Annotated in this window: 21 protein-coding genes and 1 pseudogene; 9 read left to right on the top strand and 13 right to left on the bottom strand. The window is 70.4% G+C overall.

What is annotated here, in order from left to right:
• Positions 1 to 54: 54 nt before the first annotated feature.
• From AB5J50_RS33480 to AB5J50_RS33470, 3 genes are all read right to left on the bottom strand, one after another.
• The gene (locus tag AB5J50_RS33480) at positions 55 to 828 is read right to left on the bottom strand and encodes a hypothetical protein (RefSeq protein ID WP_369262023.1); all 774 of its coding nucleotides are present in this window, start codon (positions 826 to 828) and stop codon (positions 55 to 57) included.
• Positions 825 to 1313: a sigma-70 family RNA polymerase sigma factor gene (locus AB5J50_RS33475; RefSeq protein ID WP_327431647.1), complete on the bottom strand. Its 489-nt coding sequence runs from the start codon at positions 1311 to 1313 to the stop codon at positions 825 to 827. Before AB5J50_RS33475 ends, AB5J50_RS33480 begins: the two co-directional genes overlap by 4 nt.
• A gap of 127 nt (positions 1314 to 1440) precedes the next feature.
• Complete coding sequence (locus AB5J50_RS33470) at positions 1441 to 2217, bottom strand: trans-aconitate 2-methyltransferase (RefSeq protein ID WP_369262020.1); 777 nt, start codon at positions 2215 to 2217, stop codon at positions 1441 to 1443.
• Positions 2218 to 2317: 100 nt separating this feature from the next.
• On the opposite strand from AB5J50_RS33470, the gene AB5J50_RS33465 reads away from it, so the two are divergent.
• Complete coding sequence (locus AB5J50_RS33465) at positions 2318 to 2947, top strand: ABATE domain-containing protein (RefSeq protein WP_369262018.1); 630 nt, start codon at positions 2318 to 2320, stop codon at positions 2945 to 2947.
• On the opposite strand, the gene sodX is transcribed toward AB5J50_RS33465, so the two are convergent.
• Complete coding sequence (gene sodX, locus AB5J50_RS33460) at positions 2851 to 3285, bottom strand: nickel-type superoxide dismutase maturation protease (protein WP_327435207.1); 435 nt, start codon at positions 3283 to 3285, stop codon at positions 2851 to 2853. The genes AB5J50_RS33465 and sodX overlap by 97 nt on opposite strands.
• A gap of 145 nt (positions 3286 to 3430) precedes the next feature.
• Between sodX and sodN the strand changes: the two genes are divergently transcribed.
• Positions 3431 to 3826 carry a superoxide dismutase, Ni gene (sodN, locus tag AB5J50_RS33455; RefSeq protein ID WP_023546844.1) on the top strand — a complete coding sequence of 132 codons (396 nt, stop codon included), beginning with the start codon at positions 3431 to 3433 and terminating at the stop codon, positions 3824 to 3826.
• A gap of 45 nt (positions 3827 to 3871) precedes the next feature.
• Here the strand turns inward: sodN and AB5J50_RS33450 are convergent, their stop codons facing one another.
• Positions 3872 to 5143 (bottom strand): MFS transporter, encoded by a 1272-nt coding sequence (locus AB5J50_RS33450; RefSeq protein WP_369262016.1) that lies wholly within the window; start codon positions 5141 to 5143, stop codon positions 3872 to 3874.
• Between the two features lie 123 nt (positions 5144 to 5266).
• Here AB5J50_RS33450 and AB5J50_RS33445 point away from each other — a divergent pair, with 123 nt between their 5' ends.
• The 5 genes from AB5J50_RS33445 (at position 5267) to AB5J50_RS33425 (ending at position 8880) form a co-directional block, all read left to right on the top strand.
• Positions 5267 to 6235: a LysR family transcriptional regulator gene (locus AB5J50_RS33445; protein WP_369262014.1), complete on the top strand. Its 969-nt coding sequence runs from the start codon at positions 5267 to 5269 to the stop codon at positions 6233 to 6235.
• 92 nt (positions 6236 to 6327) lie between these two features.
• Positions 6328 to 6753: a helix-turn-helix transcriptional regulator gene (locus AB5J50_RS33440; protein WP_369262012.1), complete on the top strand. Its 426-nt coding sequence runs from the start codon at positions 6328 to 6330 to the stop codon at positions 6751 to 6753.
• Between the two features lie 10 nt (positions 6754 to 6763).
• The gene (locus AB5J50_RS33435) at positions 6764 to 7180 is read left to right on the top strand and encodes a VOC family protein (protein WP_327431641.1); all 417 of its coding nucleotides are present in this window, start codon (positions 6764 to 6766) and stop codon (positions 7178 to 7180) included.
• 77 nt (positions 7181 to 7257) lie between these two features.
• The gene (locus AB5J50_RS33430; protein ID WP_369262010.1) at positions 7258 to 8112 is read left to right on the top strand and encodes a hypothetical protein; all 855 of its coding nucleotides are present in this window, start codon (positions 7258 to 7260) and stop codon (positions 8110 to 8112) included.
• 15 nt (positions 8113 to 8127) lie between these two features.
• Positions 8128 to 8880: a VOC family protein gene (locus AB5J50_RS33425; protein ID WP_369262008.1), complete on the top strand. Its 753-nt coding sequence runs from the start codon at positions 8128 to 8130 to the stop codon at positions 8878 to 8880.
• A 22-nt stretch (positions 8881 to 8902) separates the two neighbouring features.
• Here AB5J50_RS33425 and AB5J50_RS33420 read toward each other — a convergent pair whose 3' ends face one another.
• The 8 genes and pseudogenes from AB5J50_RS33420 to AB5J50_RS33385 all read right to left on the bottom strand — a co-directional run bounded on the left by AB5J50_RS33420 (position 8903) and on the right by AB5J50_RS33385 (position 15274).
• Complete coding sequence (locus tag AB5J50_RS33420; RefSeq protein ID WP_369262006.1) at positions 8903 to 9097, bottom strand: hypothetical protein; 195 nt, start codon at positions 9095 to 9097, stop codon at positions 8903 to 8905.
• A 53-nt stretch (positions 9098 to 9150) separates the two neighbouring features.
• Positions 9151 to 9498 (bottom strand): DUF952 domain-containing protein, encoded by a 348-nt coding sequence (locus tag AB5J50_RS33415; protein WP_369262004.1) that lies wholly within the window; start codon positions 9496 to 9498, stop codon positions 9151 to 9153.
• A gap of 10 nt (positions 9499 to 9508) precedes the next feature.
• Positions 9509 to 10735, bottom strand: coding sequence for an RNA polymerase sigma factor (locus tag AB5J50_RS33410; protein ID WP_369262002.1), 1227 nt, complete (start codon positions 10733 to 10735; stop codon positions 9509 to 9511).
• A gap of 15 nt (positions 10736 to 10750) precedes the next feature.
• Positions 10751 to 11176: a YciI family protein gene (locus AB5J50_RS33405; RefSeq protein WP_369262000.1), complete on the bottom strand. Its 426-nt coding sequence runs from the start codon at positions 11174 to 11176 to the stop codon at positions 10751 to 10753.
• A gap of 106 nt (positions 11177 to 11282) precedes the next feature.
• The gene (locus AB5J50_RS33400) at positions 11283 to 11483 is read right to left on the bottom strand and encodes a hypothetical protein (protein ID WP_369261998.1); all 201 of its coding nucleotides are present in this window, start codon (positions 11481 to 11483) and stop codon (positions 11283 to 11285) included.
• Positions 11484 to 11550: 67 nt separating this feature from the next.
• Complete coding sequence (locus AB5J50_RS33395) at positions 11551 to 12159, bottom strand: GNAT family N-acetyltransferase (RefSeq protein WP_369261996.1); 609 nt, start codon at positions 12157 to 12159, stop codon at positions 11551 to 11553.
• A gap of 418 nt (positions 12160 to 12577) precedes the next feature.
• Positions 12578 to 13752, bottom strand: a pseudogene (locus tag AB5J50_RS33390) (family 2 encapsulin nanocompartment cargo protein polyprenyl transferase).
• A 115-nt stretch (positions 13753 to 13867) separates the two neighbouring features.
• Complete coding sequence (locus AB5J50_RS33385; protein ID WP_369261994.1) at positions 13868 to 15274, bottom strand: family 2B encapsulin nanocompartment shell protein; 1407 nt, start codon at positions 15272 to 15274, stop codon at positions 13868 to 13870.
• Between the two features lie 277 nt (positions 15275 to 15551).
• On the opposite strand from AB5J50_RS33385, the gene AB5J50_RS33380 reads away from it, so the two are divergent.
• Together AB5J50_RS33380 and AB5J50_RS33375 are read left to right on the top strand one after the other, a co-directional pair.
• A complete protein-coding gene (locus AB5J50_RS33380; protein WP_327431630.1) occupies positions 15552 to 15785 on the top strand; it encodes a hypothetical protein in 234 nt (77 codons plus the stop codon).
• Positions 15786 to 15920: 135 nt separating this feature from the next.
• Positions 15921 to 16511, top strand: a complete 591-nt coding sequence (locus tag AB5J50_RS33375; RefSeq protein WP_369261991.1) for an N-acetylmuramoyl-L-alanine amidase — start codon at positions 15921 to 15923, stop codon at positions 16509 to 16511.
• The last annotated feature ends 40 nt before the right edge of the window (positions 16512 to 16551 follow it).

Here is a 16551-nt window from a genome sequence, read left to right as displayed (position 1 = left end):
TGAGGAAGGGGCGGTACGGGATTCCCGTACCGCCCCTTCTTCATGCCCTGCCCGCTACGGCAGCAGCTTCGGGTTCAGGATCAGCTTGTGCAGCTGGTCCCGGGTCAGCGGCGGCGTCTTGAGCAGCGGGCCCAACTGGCCCTTGCCCAGGAAGCCGCCGGTGTCCCGCACATGCAGCACCCTGCCGTCCGTCAGCTTCAGGACGGCGCTGAACGTCGGGCCCCAGGTCGGATACGAGCCGGCATCCGCTTCGCCCTCCTGCCAGATGCCCAGGAGGTTGCCGTTGGACAGCTTCTGGGAGGTGCAGCCCACCCGCCCGTCCTTGGGGGCGTCCTTGCACGGGTCCTCGATGCCCTTGCCGCCCGACTTGGCCTGAGCCTCCTTGCGGGTGGCCAGAGTCACCGAGATGTATCCGACGCCGCCGTCCCGGTGGACGGCGTAGTCACCGTCGTACGGCCCGACGGGTTTGCGCAGCGGGGCCTTCGGCGCCTGCTTGACCAGGCGCATCAGCGAGACCTCGCTGATCTTGCCGGTCCCGGCGGGCAGCAGCTCCTCGAACTTGCCCGCCCTGGTGGTGAAGTCCCCCGCGGTGGGCGCGCCGGCCACGCGCACCCCCTGGCCGTCGCTCAGCAGCCCCGGCCCGAGGACCAGACCCGCCGCGACGGCCGCCGCCGCGACACCCGTGGCCGCCGCGCGCCGCCGCAGCCGTACCCGCGAGGCCTGCGCGAAGACGGCCTCGCTGCCGCGGCTTCCCGGTGCGCGCACGGTGTCCACGGCCCGCCCGAGCAGCTCCTTGACGTGTTCCGCCTCAACTTCCCGCTGATTCATGCGTATTCCTCCCGCACCGCGGCCCTGAGCGCCGCGAGTCCCCTGGCCGTATGGCTCTTGACCGTGCTCTCCCGCATCCCGAGCAGCTGAGCAGTGGCGGCCACGCTCAGGTCGTCCCAGTAGCGCAGCACCAGCACGGCCCGCTGCTTGGGCGCGAGTTCCGCGAGGGCGGCCCGCACCATGAGTCCGGTGTCGCTGTCGACCGACCGCCCCGCCACGTCCGGCACTTCGCCGTACGCCTGTTCGCGCCGCCAGAACCGGCGGCGGGCGGAGATGAAGGTGTTGACCAGCGTTTTGCGCGCGTAGGCCTCAAGGTTGTCGAGGCGTCCGTGCCGGCGCGCGCCGAGGACGACCTTCACCAGGGTCGTCTGAACGAGATCCTCCGCCTCGTCGCGGTTGCCGCACAGCAGATAGGCGCTGCGGAACAGCGCCGTGCGTCTGCCCTCCACGAAGGCGTGCAGAGCGGCTTCCTCGCCGCGCGTCATCCCGCCCCCTTCCCCGGCCCGCGGGCGCGGGCCGTCTCACCCTTCCAGTGCGGCGGGATGCCCGGGGGGTTGCAGAAGAGGCGGTACGGAAATTCCGTACCGCCTCCGAAAACGCGTACCCCCGTGGCTACTTGACCGCGAGCACCAGCGCGTCCGAGGGGGAGCGCCACACCGGACGGGCCTCTCCGAAGCCCTTCTCGCGCAGTACGCGCGCGTGCCAGTCGGCGGACGGCATGTCACCGTCGGCGTGCTCGCCGTAGATCTCGAAACGGCGGGCGGTGGGCGCGGCGAGGGCGGGGTCCTTCGCGGCCACCTCCCACCATTCGGCCCAGTCGAGGGCGCCGTCCGACTTGGCCTGATCCATGCGGGCGTGGCGCTGGGCGCGCTCGGCCGCGTTGATCCTGGGCGTCGACTCGTCGATCATGTGGTCGGCGTTCATGAAGACACCGCCGTCGCGGACGAGTTCCGCGACCTGACCGTAGAGGGCCGCGAGGGGTTCGCTGTGCAGCCAGTGCAGGGCCGTGGCGGTCAGGACGGCGTCGTACGAGTCGTACGGCAGCAGCGTGGTCCACTGCGGGTCCTTGAGGTCGGCCGTGACGAAGGAGACCCGGTCGTCGCCGTCGAAGGTGCCCTCGGCGATGGTGAGCAGCGCGGGGTCGAGGTCGACGCCGGTGCTGACGGCCTTCGGGAAGCGGGCGAGCAGCCGGGCCGTGATGGTGCCGGTGCCGCAGGCGAGGTCGAGGACGCGCGGCTCGGGCCCGACCAGGGCCTCGACCATGTCGAGCATCACCCGGAAACGCTCCTCGCGGTCCGGCATGTACCACTCCTGCTGCCGGTCCCAGCTCTCCTGCCAGGCGAGCCAGTCGGGTCCGGTCGTGGTGCTCGTTCCGGTCGTCGTGGTCATGGAAGCCCCTTCTTCGCCACGCCTCGTAATACCCTGGAAGCACGATCATCTGTTACCTGACCGCAGTCACGACGATAGAGCGCCCCCGTAAGGACTACAAGTGGAACTGGCCTATTACTCGGATTACGCTGTCCGTCTCGTCAACAGCGAGGAGCCGGCCCGGGGCAAGGACTCACTGACCTCGGTCGAGGCCATCCGCGACCTCTTCGGGGGCAACGCCCAGGCGGCCCGCCGCGCCACGGACGCGGACGTCACCCGTTTCCGTTCCGTACGAGCCCGGCTGCGGGCGGTCTTCGAGTCGGCGGACGGCGGCGACGAGACCCTCGCCGTGGACCTGCTGAACTCACTCCTGCTGGAGTTCCCGGTGAGCCCGCAGATCTCCGGGCACGACCACCGGGACGACGACGGGCGCCCCCTGTGGCACATGCACCTGGCGGACCATCCGTCGAACGTGACGGCGGGCTACGCGGCGATCGCCGCGATGGGTCTCGCCTTCCACCTCACCGAGTACGGCGTCGACCGGCTGGGCCTGTGCCAGGCAGCGCCCTGCCGCAACGCCTACCTGGACACCTCGACGAACCGTTCCCGGCGCTACTGCTCGGACCGCTGCGCGACCCGCGCCAACGTGGCGGCCTACCGCGCCCGCAAGCGCTTGGAGGCGGACCGGTCGGACAGCACGGGCCTGGCGGCCCCGAACACCCACCGCACGACGGCGGCCGGCGACCGCTGACCGTCCTTCAGGGGCCGGTACCGCAGCCGTACCTTCCCCAGGACGAGCTCCTGGGGCACGGTTCCGTAGTCAGTGCTGTCGCCCCCGGCGAACGCGTTGTCCCCGAGCACCCACCACCCCCCGTCCCGCCGCTCGGCGACCCGCTTCACGACCAGCAGATCCTGCTGGAACGGATGGCGCAGAACGACCACGTCCCCGGGCCGGACCCGCGCCCCCCACTGCACGACGAGCCGATCCCCGTGCTGGAGCGTGGGCACCATGGACGGTCCCGTCACCTCGGCCGCCCCAAACGGCAAGACGGCCCTCCCACGCTCGGTCTCCTGCGACAGCTCCGGCATCACCGGCACCTCCCCGGTCCTATCCTCCACGAGTCCCAGTTTCACCCTGGACTTTTGTCCTAAGCCCATGGGGGCACTCGCGAAAAGACGTCTCCTACGGAGTAATGTCCCACCTGAGAAGACGATCACGAGGAAGGACAGCTCAATGCTCTCCCGCCTGTTTGCCCCCAAGGTCAAGGTCAGCGCACACTGCGACCTGCCCTGCGGTGTGTACGACCCGGCCCAGGCCCGCATCGAGGCGGAGTCGGTGAAGGCCGTCCAGGAAAAGATGGCCGGCAACGACGACCCGCACTTCCAGGCTCGCGCCACGGTCATCAAGGAGCAGCGCGCCGAGCTCGCCAAGCACCACGTCTCGGTGCTCTGGAGCGACTACTTCAAGCCCCCGCACTTCGAGAAGTACCCGGAGCTGCACCAGCTGGTCAACGACGCCCTGAAGGCCCTCTCGGCCGCCAAGGCGTCCACGGACCCGGCGACGGGCCAGAAGGCGCTGGACTACATCGCCCAGATCGACAAGATCTTCTGGGAGACCAAGAAGGCCTGATCTTCGATCATGCCGCTTGACCTGCGATTTTTTCCGTCGCCTGGTCTACCTGCCCGCACCCGGTCCGCAGGCCGTCGAACTCGGCGTCCATGACGGTCCGGGTGCGGTCTTGTTCTCCAGATGTATCCGCTTGGGCAGCAGGAGCGGAGTGGCGAGCAGGAGAACGCCGGACATGGTGATCGCGGCGAGCGGGCTGGTGAGTGTGGCGAGAATGCCCCAGATCACCATCAGGGCGGCTTGCAGGAGTTTGCTGATGGCGCTCCAGGTACTGAGGACTTGGGCGGTGCGATCCGCGGGAGTCCGTTGCAGGCGTTCTGTTGCGTAGATCGGATTGAAGACGCCCATGCTGGTGATCAGCAGGCCCTCGACGATGATCACGGTGAGCAGTCCGGGGATGCCGGGACGGACGAACGTGAGGCCGAGCGGGAAGAGCGATCGCAGCCAGCCGGAGACGCTCATGACCCGGTGCCGGCCGTAGCGGGTCACGAGGCGCGCGGAGAGGCGGGCGCCCACGAAGCCGCCGAGTGCCGGAATGCCGAAGGCCAGACCGTACTGCCAGGCCGGGAAGTGGTACTGGCCCAGCAGGAGGACGGACAGGAGCGGGACGGTGGCCATGATGAGGCCGCTGACCAGGATTGAGTTGAGGAACAGGCGCCTCAGTGCGCGGTCGCGGAGGATGAACCGCCAGCCGCCGAGAAGGTCGGCTCCGCGCCACCTGGTGGCCCGGTCGCGGGGTGCCGCGACGTCGCCCCCGCGGATGCGGAGGACCCCGAGCGCGGACAGCAGGTAGCTGAGGGCGTCGGCCATGACCGTGACGACCGGACCGAGCAACCCGATGAGTGCACCGCCGAGTGGCGGGCCCGCCGCGGTCGCCACCCAGCTCGTGCCCTCGAATCTCCCGTTCGCCACGAGGAGGTGATCGCTGGGGACGAGATACTTCAGATACGCGCCGGACGCGGCCGTGAAGGCGATGCCCGCGGTCCCGGAGACGACCGAGACGACCAGCAGCTGGCCGTAGGAAAGCACGCCGAGGACGTACGCGATCGGGACACTTGCCATCGCGGCGAACCGGATCAGGTCCATCGCGATCATCACCGGACGCTTGGCCCGGTGCCCGACCCACGGCCCCAGCGAGAACGCGACCATCGCCGCGACGGCGAGCCCGGCCGCCTCCAGGAGCGACACGGCGAACGCCGGCGAGTGCAGCACTCGAACCGCGATCAGCGGGAACGCGCCGAAGGCGATCCATGTGCCATAGGTACTGACGGCGTAGGCCGACCACAGCCAACCGAAACCGCGCCCCAACCGCGCGCGCATGCGACTCCCTCGTGCCAACCGATGTTCGGGGCTCTGCATCACACCGCCCGCACCGGCGCGGGATCAAACAACCGGCTCCCGGGCGAGCCACAACCATCAGTTGGGCACGTTTACGCTGGATCAATGGATACCGAGGCCGTGCGATCGTTCGTCCGCGCGGCCGAGCTCGGACAGTTGCAGCACGCGGCCGACGAGCTCGGCGTGACGCAACAGGCCGTGTCGAAGCGGATCGCAACCCTTGAGCGCGAACTCGACGTCCGGCTGTTCACCCGCACCGCCCGAGGGGTCGAGCTGACACTCGACGGCCAGGCCTTCCTCCCGCACGCCCGGAGCATCGTCACGGGTGTCGATCGCGCCATCACCGCGATCAGACCGGGCTCGCGGGCCCTTCGGATCGACGTTCTCGGCCTGCGATCCGCGCAGGCCGTCGTCCTGCACGACTATTGGCGGTCGCATCCCGAAACCGACCTCGACGTGGTGACCCTCAGGGTCGACGACCCGCGCCTTGCGGTCGCCGCCGTCCAGGCAGGCGACATCGACGCCTCGTTCCGCTCGGTCACCGACCCGGCCGCACTGCCGCGCGACGTGCAGATGATCCACGCGTTCCACTCCCCGCTGGAACTCCTCGTCGGCCCGAGGCACCCGCTCGCCTCCGCACGAACACTGACACCGTCCCAGCTGCGCCGGCACCGGATCTGGGTGCCGGGTATCGCGCCGCGAAGCGAATGGGCGGAGTTCTACGATCAGCTCGCCACCGACTTCGACCTCCGCATCGACGCCGCGGGCCCGAACTTCGGCAACGAGGTACTCCTCGACATCCTCGCGGACTCCGCGGACGTGGCAACCTTCGTAGGCTCGCGCGACCGGTACATCTGGCCGACGAACCACGACCTGCGCCGCATCCCGATCGTGAATCCGACTCTCGCCTACCCGCTCTCGCTCATCCTCCCCCGAGCGAATCCACACCCAGGACTGCGGGCCATCATCAACCACTTCGGAAGCCTGCCACCACTCCCCGAGACAGCCTGGCTCCCCTCCTGGGCAACGACACCGCGCCGCGGCGACGGAACCGTCGAACCCACCCGACGCTAGCGATCGCTTCCAGCAGCACACCGCCTAACCGTGCCGCACCCGGTGCGCTGGTGTGCGGGACGGCTGTCAGTGGCCCGTGCCATTCTTGTGTGGTGACCCTGGAGGACCTGGTCCGGCTGCGCCGGGCCCGCGACCGTATGGACCGTGAGTACGCGGAGCCGCTGGACATGTCCACGCTCGCGCGCAGCGCGCTGATGTCGCCGGGCCACTTCCAGCGGAGTTTCCGCGCGGCCTTCGGCGAGACGCCGTACACCTATCTCATGACCCGCAGGATCGAGCGCGCCAAGGCCCTGCTGCGCCGCGGCGACCTGACGGTCACGGAGGTGTGCTTCGCCGTGGGGTGTACGTCGCTCGGCTCCTTCAGCTCCCGCTTCACGGAACTGGTCGGCGAGACCCCGAGCGCGTACCGGGCCCGCCCGCACGACCACGGCGCCCCCATCCCGTCCTGCATCGCCCGGCATCTGACCCGCCCGGCCCGCCACCGCAACCCGGAAGCGGAACCGGGGACGCGCCTCTAGGGTGAGCACCATGGACGTGAAACTCTCCCAGTGCTTCATCGCCGTCGACGACCACGACAAGGCACTCGCGTTCTACCAGGACGTGCTGGGCCTGGAGGTCCGCAACGACGTCGGGTTCGAGGGGATGCGCTGGGTCACGGTCGGCTCGCCGCTCCAGCCGGACGTGGAGATCGTCCTGGAGCCCCCGGGGGCGAACCCGGACGCCTCCCCCGCGGACCGGCAGGCCATGGCCGAGCTGCTGGCCAAGGGCATGCTGCGCGGCGTCATCTTCTCCACCGCCGACTGCGACGCACTCTTCGAACGCGTCCGCGCCTCCGGCGCCGAAGTCCTCCAGGAACCCATGGACCAGCCCTACGGCGTCCGCGACTGCGCCTTCCGCGACCCGGCGGGCAACATGCTGCGCTTCAACCAGCCCTCCGGCGGCTGACCGTCCCGCCGACGGCATCCGTCTCCCCCGGTGCGCCGGAACTATCATCGGCTGATCACCACCACCGGGAGCCACCCATGCCGTCCGCACGCCCTCGCATCCTCTACGTCAGTGACCTGGCCTATCCGGCCAAGGGGCGCCGGTACTGCGACGAGGACATCTTCCTCACCTCACGGCTGCGCGAGGAGTTCGACGTCGCCGTGTGCCATCCGCTGGACGCGGCCGGGCTGATGGACGGCTTCGACGCGGTGGTCGTACGCAACAGCGGGCCGGTGCTGAACTACCAGGCGGAGTACGACGCGTTCCGCGAGCGCGCGGTCGCGGCCGGTGTGCGCGTGTACAACCAGTTGTCGGGCAAGGGCGACATGGCGGGGAAGCACTACCTGCTGGAGCTGACCGCCGCCGGGTACCCGGTCATTCCCACGGTCGACCGCGCGCAGGACCTGGGGCTGCTGCCCGAGGCGGACCAGTACGTGGTGAAGCCGAAGCTGGGGGCGGACTCGATCGGCCTGGAGTTCGTGCCCCGCGCGCGGCTCACCGAGCTGGCGTACGGCGATGTCCTGGTCCAGCCGCGCATCGACTTCCGCTACGAGGTGTCCTTCTACTTCGTCGACCACACCTTCCAGTACGCCCTGTACGCGCCCCGCCCGGACGAGCGGTGGGCCCTGGAGCCGTACGACCCGACCGACGAGGACCTGGAGTTCGCGCGGCGGTTCGTCGACTGGAACGACATCGCGTACGGGATCCAGCGCGTGGACGCCTGCCGGGCGCCCGGCGGTGAGCTGCTCCTCGTAGAGCTGGAGGACCTCAACCCGTATCTGTCCCTGGACGTCCTCTCCCCCGGCGCGCGGGACGCCTTCGTCGCGAGCGTGAAAACCTCGTTGCGCGGGCTGATCGGGCAGGAGACGGTACGAGCCGTACCGACCGTCTGACTGGGAGCGCCCCCGATGACCGCTGAACCGATCCGGTGGACCTACGCCTTCATCGACCGCCCCATGAAGGAGTTCGGCCCGGCCACCGACTTCTGGACCGCGGTCACGGGGACGCGGCTGTCCGAACCCCGCGGCGACCAGGACGAGTTCGTGACCCTGCTGCACGACGGCGCCGACGCGTGCGTGAAGGCGCAGGGCGTCGGGGCGGGGGACGGCGGCGCGCATCTCGACCTCGCCGTCGAGGACGTACCGGCGCTGGTGGAGTCGGCGCTGCGGCTGGGCGCCGAGGTCGTCGCCGACCACGAGGGGTGGGCCGTACTGCGGTCCCCCGGCGGTCAGTTGTTCTGCGCGGTGCCCTGGCACGGGGAGTCGACGCGGCCGCCCGTCGTCGAGGGACCGAGCGGTGCTGCCAGCCGGCTCGACCAGGTGAGCATCGACCTGGCACCGTCCGTGTACGACACCGAGATCACCTTCTGGAGCGAGCTCACCGGCTGGGCCTCCCACCCCGGCGCGCTCCCGGAGTTCCACCTGGTCAAGCCCCCCGCCGCGCTCCCCTTCCGCATCCTCCTGCAACGCCTCGGCACCGACCGCCCCACCTCCGCCCACCTCGACATCGCCTGCTCGGACATCGAGGCGGTTCGGGCAAGGCACGAAGACCTGGGCGCTTCGCTGGTCACCCGCGGCGCGCGCTGGGCGGTGATGCGGGACCCGGCGGGCGGCACGTACTGCCTGACACCACGGGATCCGGGGACGGGCAGCCTCCGCTGAGGCGTGTCACTCGGGTCAGGCCCTAGAGACGGTGGCGAATGAAGCAGAGACCGTCCTCCCCCTCCTTGATGCTCGGGCAGGACGACGGCAGGTCATAGCGCAGGAGTGGCGCCGGGGAATCGTTGTTCTCCTCGTTCTCCTCCCAGCCGGACGGCCGCTGCGGCTCGGCCGAGTCCTGGAGCCAGAGGGTGAGGCCACCGCCCACGACCACGGTCACCGTCCACACCGCCAGCACCCATCGCCATAACCGGCGCCGTCTCCCCGCCGCGGTCACTCCGACGTCACTCCGCTCTGGTCCCAGTTCTCCACGTCCACGACGGCCTCCACCGGAATCGGCCCGTAGATGTGCGGGAACTCCTCGCCCCCGGGCTTCATCGCCTCGAACCGCACCGGCACCCCGAGCCGTTCGGCGTCGATGACGAGGACCACCAGGTCGTCGGGGCCGGTGGAGGAGCCGTACAAGAAGGCGGCCACGCCCGCGAGTTGGTGACGCAGGGAGCAGTGGATGAAGCCCTCCTCCTGGAGGGTGCGGCCACGGGTGGACATCTCGAAGGTGCCGGACGCACGGGCCGCTTCCCAGAGGGAGCGCTCGGTGAGGTGCAGCAGAGGTTCGGACATAGCGCGAACGCTACGGCTTCAGGCGTGCGGCCCGCGCGTGCAAATAGCGTTGTTCGGGGAGGCTGAGCGTCTTGCGGGCCGCCGACTCGTAGGCCGCCCGGGCCGCCGCCGTGTCGCCGGCGCGTTCCAGCAGGTGTCCGCGGACCGCGTCCAGGCGGTGTCCGGCCGCCTGCTCGTCCTCCAGCAGGCCGAGTTCGGCCAGCCCTGCCCGCGGCCCGTGCACCATGGCCACCGCCACCGCCCGGTTGAGGCGTTCGACGGGACCCGGGACCAGGCGGACCAGCACGTCGTACAGGCCGAGGATCTCGCGCCAGTCCGTCTCCGCCGCCGAGGGCGCCTCGTCGTGCACGGCGGCGATGGCGGCACGCAGCTGGTAGGGGCCCGCCCGCCCCCGCGACAGCGCCGCCGTCACCAGCGCCACGCCCTCCTCGACCGCCGCCTTGTCCCACAGGCCGCGGTCCTGCTCGTCGAGCGGCACCAGCTCGCCGTGCGGGCCGGTCCGCGCGGCGTGCCGGGCGTCGGTCAGCAGCATCAGCGCCAGCAGGCCCGTCACCTCGCGGTCCTCGGGCAGCAGCCGGTGGACCATACGGGTCAGCCGGATCGCCTCCCCAGCGAGTTCGGCGCGCTGGAGCGCCGCTCCGGACGTGGCCGTATAGCCCTCGTTGAAGATCAGGTACAGGGTGTGGAGGACAGCGGGCAGCCGCTCCTCCCAGTGGTCCGGGCGCCCGAAGGACACCCCTTTGACACGCTGCTTGGCCCGGCTGATTCTCTGCGCCATCGTCGCCTCGGGCACGAGATACGCCCGCGCGATCTCCGCGGTGGTCAGACCGCCGACGGCCCGCAGGGTGAGCGCGATCTGCGCGGGCGGGGTCAGCTCCGGACGGCAGCAGAGGAAGAGGAGGGACAGCGTGTCGTCCTCCGACGGCGCACGGTCCGCCCCCGGCGGCGGCGCCGTGAAGGCGTCCCGGGGCGTCAGCGCCGCCACCCGCTCCTCCCGCAGCCGCCGCGCCTCCTCCGCCCGCAGAAAGTCCACGAGCCGCCGCGAGGCGACCCTGATCAGCCAGCCGCGCGGATTGTCGGGCACGCCCTTGAGGGGCCACTGCCCGGCCGCCGCGAGCAGCGCCTCCTGTACGGCGTCCTCGGCGGCGTCGAAGTGCCCGTACCGGCGTACGAGCGCGCCGAGGACCTGCGGCGCGTGCAGGCGCAGCAGATCCTCGACCTCGCTCGTGGCCCTCATACCGCTACCCTCGGATCAGACCTCCGCGCAGATCTCTCCGGCGCCGTCCAGGATGGGCCGGATGACCACCGGGTAGTCGATGAGCCCCTCGGGGCCGGGGCACCGGGCGACACGCTCGGCGATCTCGGTGACCCGCTCCAGGCTCGCGCACTCCAGGACCCAGTAGCCGGCCATCAGCTCCTTGGTCTCGCTGTAGGGCCCGTCGGTGATCACGGTCTTGCCGTCCTGGCCGAGGGCGACGAGCCGGGTCCGCGCGGGCTCGGCCAGCCCCTGCCCGTCGACCAGTTCCCCGGACTCGGAGAGGTCGTCGTTGATCGCGCCCATGTACGCGTACATGGCCTGCAGTTCCTGCTCGCTCCAGGCCGGGGCCTGCGCGGACGCCTTGCCACGCATGCCCTCGTAGTCGGCCTGTGTGCCCTGCACCATCACGAGGTACTTCATGAGTCCGTTCCTTCGCTTCCTCGGCTCGGACCGCCCGTGCCGGGCAGCTCTCACAGGGGACGTCGGAGCCGGACCGCTTTTCTCTACACGGCCGCGCGGCACTCCGTCAGGATTTTTCCGTGGGGGCCGGCTCCTCCGGCTGATCTCGGGGCACGTACTCGGCCTCGCCGGCGTACGCCTCGCACTTCGGGTTCCAGCAAGGGCCGGCCACCCACCGGGGGACCCACGCGCCCAGCGTCTTGTAGCGCCGCACAACCGTGGCGACCGGCTGCCCGCAAGCGGGACAGACATGCTCATCGGTGCCCATGCCTTCAGGGTAGGGCGCCAGAGGGTTCAGCGCTTCCTGCGGTACGTCGGCACGAGCACCCCAGCGCTCAGGGGGTGTCTTCCTGCCCCGCCCTGGGCTCGCGCCACATGGGCCACATCTGCGGGCCGTCCGGCAGGTCGAGCGGACGCTCGACAAGGCCGAAGCCGAGGCGCTCGTACAGCTTGCGGCTGCGGGCGTTGCTCGCCTCCAGATACGCGGGCAGACCCTCACGGTCGCAGCGGTCCAGGACCGACTGGATGAGCGCGGTGCCGAGCCCCTCGCCCTGGCGCTCCGGTGCCACGGCGATCATCCACAGGTACTCGTGGGCGCGGCCCACGGGGTGAATGTCCGCGGTCAGCCGGCCGATCAGCTCAACACGTTCGTTGTCCGGGTCGACGGCCTCCCGCAACTGCACGGGCCCGTCGACGTCTGCGTGCTCCTCAGCGGGAACGGCCAGCCACAGCGCACACGCCGTCCCGTCCTCGGCCAGGTCGACGCGCCCCTCCGCCAGCACAACATCGAGAAAGGCGGCCATCAGCTTGTGATGCGTCGCCCGCCGATGCCCCTCGTCCGGAAAGACCCAGCCACTCACCGGATCCCCCTGAAAGGCCTCGTCCAGCAACCGCACAACCACCCCTCTGTCACCCTCACCCGCCGCCCGGATCACCATACCCATGCCCCGCCCCTTCGCCTCAACTGACGTTGATCGTATGGCCGTTGGCAGCCTAGCTGGGCGGCCCGGACGAATCGGGGGCGAGGGGGCGCAGCCCCGAGCCGCCAGGGGCGCGGGGAACTGCGCGCCCAGCCCCCACCCCGCCGCACCCAACACACAACCCCACCCCCACCCACCCAGGGGCGCGGGGAACTGCGCGCCCAGCCCCCACCCCGCCGCACCCAACACACAACCAAACGGGGTCGAAGGGGCAGAGCCCCTGGGGGATGGGACGGGTAGGGGCGGCGGGGGCGAAAAGAACGGGCCCCGCACACCGTGGGGATGTGCGGGACCCGCCCCAGCCGAAGCCCGGTGCCGTACGGAGGTCAGGTGCCGTACGGTCCCGAAGCTCCGGGGTCCACCAACCGCCCAACCGACGGAGTCAGTTGTTGCGCCGCGTCACAAACTCCGCCAGCGCAAGCAGCCCACCCGCCGATTCCGGCTCAGGAACCGCCCGGGCCAGCTCGTGCATCGCCCGCGACATCCGGTCGGCCGCCTGGACCTGCGCCCAGTCACGCCCACCCGCCCGCTCGACAGCCAGCACGGTGCGCTCCAGCTCCCCCGCGCCCCCTCCTTCGTAGGGCACCTCGTACAGCTCGGCGAGCTCGGCCGCCGCCGCGGTACCCGAGGCCAGCGCGGCGACCACAGGCAGCGACTTCTTGCGGGCGATGAGATCCGCCCCGGCCGGCTTGCCGGTGCGGCTCGGGTCCCCCCAGATCCCGATCACGTCGTCGATCAGCTGGAACGCGAGCCCGGCCTCCCGGCCGAACGCGTCGAGGGCCTCGACGTCCTCATCCCCCGCCCCCGCGTACAGCGCCCCGAGCGCGCACGCGCAGCCGAGCAGCGCACCCGTCTTCGCCTCGGCCATGGCGAGCACCTCGTCGAGGGTGACCTCGTCGGGGCCCATCTTCTCCATGGCCGTGTCCGCGTGCTGCCCCGCGCACAGCTCGACGACACAGGCCGCGAGCCGGGCGGCGGCGCCGAGGACGCCGGGTGCGGGTCCTCGGCGAGCAGCCGCTGGGCCAGCGCCTGCAGGGCGTCCCCGGCGAGGATCGCGTCGGCGTCGCCGAACACGGTCCACGCGGTGGGGCGGTGCCTGCGGGTGGTGTCGCGGTCCATGACGTCGTCGTGCAGCAGGGTGAAGTTGTGGATCAACTCCACGGCGGCGGCCGCCCGTACGGCCGTCGTCTGCTGTCCGCCGAGCGCCCGGACGGCGGCCAGGACGAGCGCGGGCCGGATCGCCTTGCCCGCGTTGCCCGCCGCGGGAGTACCGTCCGCGTGCTCCCAGCCGAAGTGGTAGAGCGCGATCCGGCGCATCGAGCCGGGCAGCGAATCGATGGCCCTGCGCAGCTCGGGGTCGACGGACGCCCGCGCGCGCTCCAGGATGCCCGCCGCTTCCTGCCCTCCCCCGCCCTCGGCTTCGTTCGAGCGGGGGGTCACCCAGCCCGGGCTCGCCGGCCCCTGCCTTTCCCTGGGCTCCATGGGCCTCCCGATGGGGCTCCGACTTTCCAGGATCTCGGTCGGGCTCTGCGTGGTCTCCGTCATGAACTCACCCATGGGCTTGCCTCGGAGAGTCTGCGGAGGGTGGCGCTTCCGCGGCCGCTGGGCGCGTACCCCCTCGGTGTACCCGCCCCGGAGGACGGGAAATCGGCGACCGCCGGCTCGCGGAAGGTCACCGCCAGCGGCCGATCTCGACGTTCTCCAGGATTCCGAGGGCGTCCGGCACGAGCACCGCGGCCGAGTAGTACGCCGTCACCAGGTAGGAGATGATCGCCTGTTCGTTGATGCCCATGAAGCGCACCGACAGGCTCGGCTCGATCTCGTCCGGGATGCCCGCCTGCTGGAGCCCGATCACGCCCTGCTCGGCCTCGCCGGTACGCATGGCGATGATCGAGGTCGTACGGGTGTCGCTGACCGGGATCTTGTTGCACGGGTAGATCGGGACTCCGCGCCAGGTCGGGATGCGGTTGCCCGCGATCTCGACGCTCTCGGGGACGAGTCCGCGCTTGTTGCACTCGCGGCCGAACGCGGAGATCGCGCGCGGGTGGGCGAGGAACAGCTTGGTGCCGCGCCTGCGGCTGAGCAGTTCGTCGAGGTCGTCGGGGCTGGGCACACCGTCGTGCGGCTGGAGCCGCTGGTCGTACTCGCAGTTGTTGAGCAGTCCGAACTCCCGGTTGTTGATGAGCTCGTGCTCCTGGCGCTCCTTCAACGCCTCCACGGTGAGCCGCAACTGCTGCTCGGTCTGGTTCATCGGCTGGTTGTAGAGGTCGGCCACGCGCGTGTGCAGGCGCAGTACGGTCTGGGCGATGCTCAGTTCGTACTCGCGCGGTGCGGCCTCGTAGTCGACGAAGGTGCCGGGGATGTCCGGCTCTCCGGTGTGGCCGGCCGCGAGGTCGATCTCCTTCTCGCCGTACTTGTTGGCGCGCTGCTCCGGAATCGCGCGCAGCGCCCTGAGGTGGTCGCGCAGGGACTCGGCGCGCTCCGCGACCTGTTCGAGGTCCTGGCGGGGCAGCGTGAGCACGGTGACCGCGGTGACCGCGCGGGCCGTGTACTCCCAGATGGCCTCCGGGTCGATGAGCGCCTGCTCCCCGAAGTACGCGCCGTCGGCGAGGACGCCGAGCACCGCGTCGTCCCCGTAGGGACCCGTGCCGATCTTCTCGACCTTGCCGTGTGCGAGCAGGAACACCTCGTCGGCCTGGCTGCCGAACGAGGCGAGCACGTCCCCCGGTGCGAACTCCCGCTGCTGGCAGCGCTGGGCGAGTTCGCCGAGCACCTCCTGATCCTCGTACGACCGCAGTACGGACAGCTCGCCGAGCTCCGCGGGGATGACCTGGACGCGGTCCCCGGTCTTCACGAACGTCACGCGGCCATCGCCCACGGAGTAACTGAGCCGCCGGTTCACTCGGTACGTGCCACCTTGCACGTTCACCCACGGAAGCATGCGCAGCAGCCAGCGGGAGCTGATCTCCTGCATCTGGGGTGCGGACTTGGTGGTGGTGGCCAGGTTCCGCGCGGCGGATGTGCCGAGACTCTGCTGCGGCTTGCCCTGCTCCGCGCGGACCTCTTCGCCTACCGACATGAAAATTGCCCTCCCAGTCGTGCACTGATTCGCGGGATCAGCCTTCCATCACGGAGCGTGCCGGTGCTATTACACGAATGAGGGGGAATGGATCACCGAGGAGTGGGCAGAGGGGGGCGTTTTGTCGACCTGCCGAACGGCCGGGCCGTGCCCTGCCGACCCGTCGAACGACGCGGGCGGGAACTCCAAGATCCGGCCATCCGTTTGATCCCACGACGGACAACGACCGCAGACAACGACCGCGGACGATGACAGCGGACAACGACAGGAGACGGCAGTGGCAGGCTTCCTGGACCGTGCCAAAGAGCAGGCGCAGCGCGGCCTCACGCAGGGCAAGCAGAAGATCGACGAGGTGCAGGCGCAGCGCGCCGGCGGCGACCTCCTCAAGAAACTGGGCGCCGCGTACTACGCGGAGCGGCGGGGCACCGGCTCCCCCGAGGCGACACAACAGGCCCTGCAGGCCTTGGAGAGCCACATAGCGACGCACGGGGACACGTTCCTCCACTCCTGACCGCTTCCTCCCCTCCTGTCCGGATCGGCTCGCACGCTGTGCGAACGAGTAGGCCCGGGCGCCCGGTTGCGGGTACAAGCTGCGGTACGAGACGGCCACGAGAGGTGGCCGCCGCGCAGCGCGAAGGAGGCGGTCATGGCCCCACCCATGTCCGCGGGCATTTTCCTGGACCGGCTCAGGGAGGAAGGCATCACCGTCGTCGAGGTCGGCGACTGGGAGCATCACAACCGCAATCACAAGGGCCCCTGGGGTCCGGTGTACGGCGTGATGATCCACCACACGGCGACCTCGGGCAGCGAGCGCACTGTCGAGATCTGCCGCGAGGGTTACACGCACCTGCCCGGACCGCTGTGCCACGGCGTCATCACCAAGGACGGCGTCCTCCACATCGTCGGCTACGGCCGGGCCAACCACGCGGGCCTGGGCGACGACGACGTCCTGCGCGCGGTGATCGCGGAGAAGAGACTTCCGCCCGACAACGAGGCGAACACCGACGGCAACCGCCACTTCTACGGCTTCGAGTGCGAGAACCTCGGCGACGGCGAGGACCCCTGGCCCGAGGCGCAGCTGGAGACCATCGAGAAGGTCTCCGCGGCGATCTGCCGCCATCACGGCTGGACGGAACGCTCGGTCATCGGCCACCTCGAATGGCAGCCCGGAAAGGTGGACCCGAGAGGATTCACGATGGACTCCCTGCGGGAACGCGTCGGCGACCGTCTGAAGTGACGAGAGCGGGCATCCGCGGCGTGCCCCTGTAGCGGACATC

The organism is Streptomyces sp. R35 (assembly GCF_041053035.1).
Lineage (GTDB): Bacteria > Actinomycetota > Actinomycetes > Streptomycetales > Streptomycetaceae > Streptomyces > Streptomyces lutosisoli.
This window is presented reverse-complemented; position numbering and strand designations above follow the sequence as displayed.

What these genes read in the sequence shown, in the direction of transcription:
- AB5J50_RS33480 (WP_369262023.1), bottom strand. Translation starts at nt 828, where the DNA reads ATGAATCAGCGGGAAGTTGAGGCGGAACACGTCAAGGAGCTGCTCGGG.
- AB5J50_RS33475 (WP_327431647.1), bottom strand. Translation starts at nt 1,313, where the DNA reads ATGACGCGCGGCGAGGAAGCCGCTCTGCACGCCTTCGTGGAGGGCAGA.
- AB5J50_RS33470 (WP_369262020.1), bottom strand. Translation starts at nt 2,217, where the DNA reads ATGACCACGACGACCGGAACGAGCACCACGACCGGACCCGACTGGCTC.
- sodX (WP_327435207.1), bottom strand. Translation starts at nt 3,285, where the DNA reads ATGCCGGAGCTGTCGCAGGAGACCGAGCGTGGGAGGGCCGTCTTGCCG.
- sodN (WP_023546844.1), top strand. Translation starts at nt 3,431, where the DNA reads ATGCTCTCCCGCCTGTTTGCCCCCAAGGTCAAGGTCAGCGCACACTGC.
- AB5J50_RS33450 (WP_369262016.1), bottom strand. Translation starts at nt 5,143, where the DNA reads ATGCGCGCGCGGTTGGGGCGCGGTTTCGGTTGGCTGTGGTCGGCCTAC.
- AB5J50_RS33445 (WP_369262014.1), top strand. Translation starts at nt 5,267, where the DNA reads ATGGATACCGAGGCCGTGCGATCGTTCGTCCGCGCGGCCGAGCTCGGA.
- AB5J50_RS33435 (WP_327431641.1), top strand. Translation starts at nt 6,764, where the DNA reads ATGGACGTGAAACTCTCCCAGTGCTTCATCGCCGTCGACGACCACGAC.
- AB5J50_RS33430 (WP_369262010.1), top strand. Translation starts at nt 7,258, where the DNA reads ATGCCGTCCGCACGCCCTCGCATCCTCTACGTCAGTGACCTGGCCTAT.
- AB5J50_RS33425 (WP_369262008.1), top strand. Translation starts at nt 8,128, where the DNA reads ATGACCGCTGAACCGATCCGGTGGACCTACGCCTTCATCGACCGCCCC.
- AB5J50_RS33415 (WP_369262004.1), bottom strand. Translation starts at nt 9,498, where the DNA reads ATGTCCGAACCTCTGCTGCACCTCACCGAGCGCTCCCTCTGGGAAGCG.
- AB5J50_RS33410 (WP_369262002.1), bottom strand. Translation starts at nt 10,735, where the DNA reads ATGAGGGCCACGAGCGAGGTCGAGGATCTGCTGCGCCTGCACGCGCCG.
- AB5J50_RS33405 (WP_369262000.1), bottom strand. Translation starts at nt 11,176, where the DNA reads ATGAAGTACCTCGTGATGGTGCAGGGCACACAGGCCGACTACGAGGGC.
- AB5J50_RS33400 (WP_369261998.1), bottom strand. Translation starts at nt 11,483, where the DNA reads ATGGGCACCGATGAGCATGTCTGTCCCGCTTGCGGGCAGCCGGTCGCC.
- AB5J50_RS33395 (WP_369261996.1), bottom strand. Translation starts at nt 12,159, where the DNA reads ATGGGTATGGTGATCCGGGCGGCGGGTGAGGGTGACAGAGGGGTGGTT.
- AB5J50_RS33385 (WP_369261994.1), bottom strand. Translation starts at nt 15,274, where the DNA reads ATGTCGGTAGGCGAAGAGGTCCGCGCGGAGCAGGGCAAGCCGCAGCAG.
- AB5J50_RS33375 (WP_369261991.1), top strand. Translation starts at nt 15,921, where the DNA reads ATGGCCCCACCCATGTCCGCGGGCATTTTCCTGGACCGGCTCAGGGAG.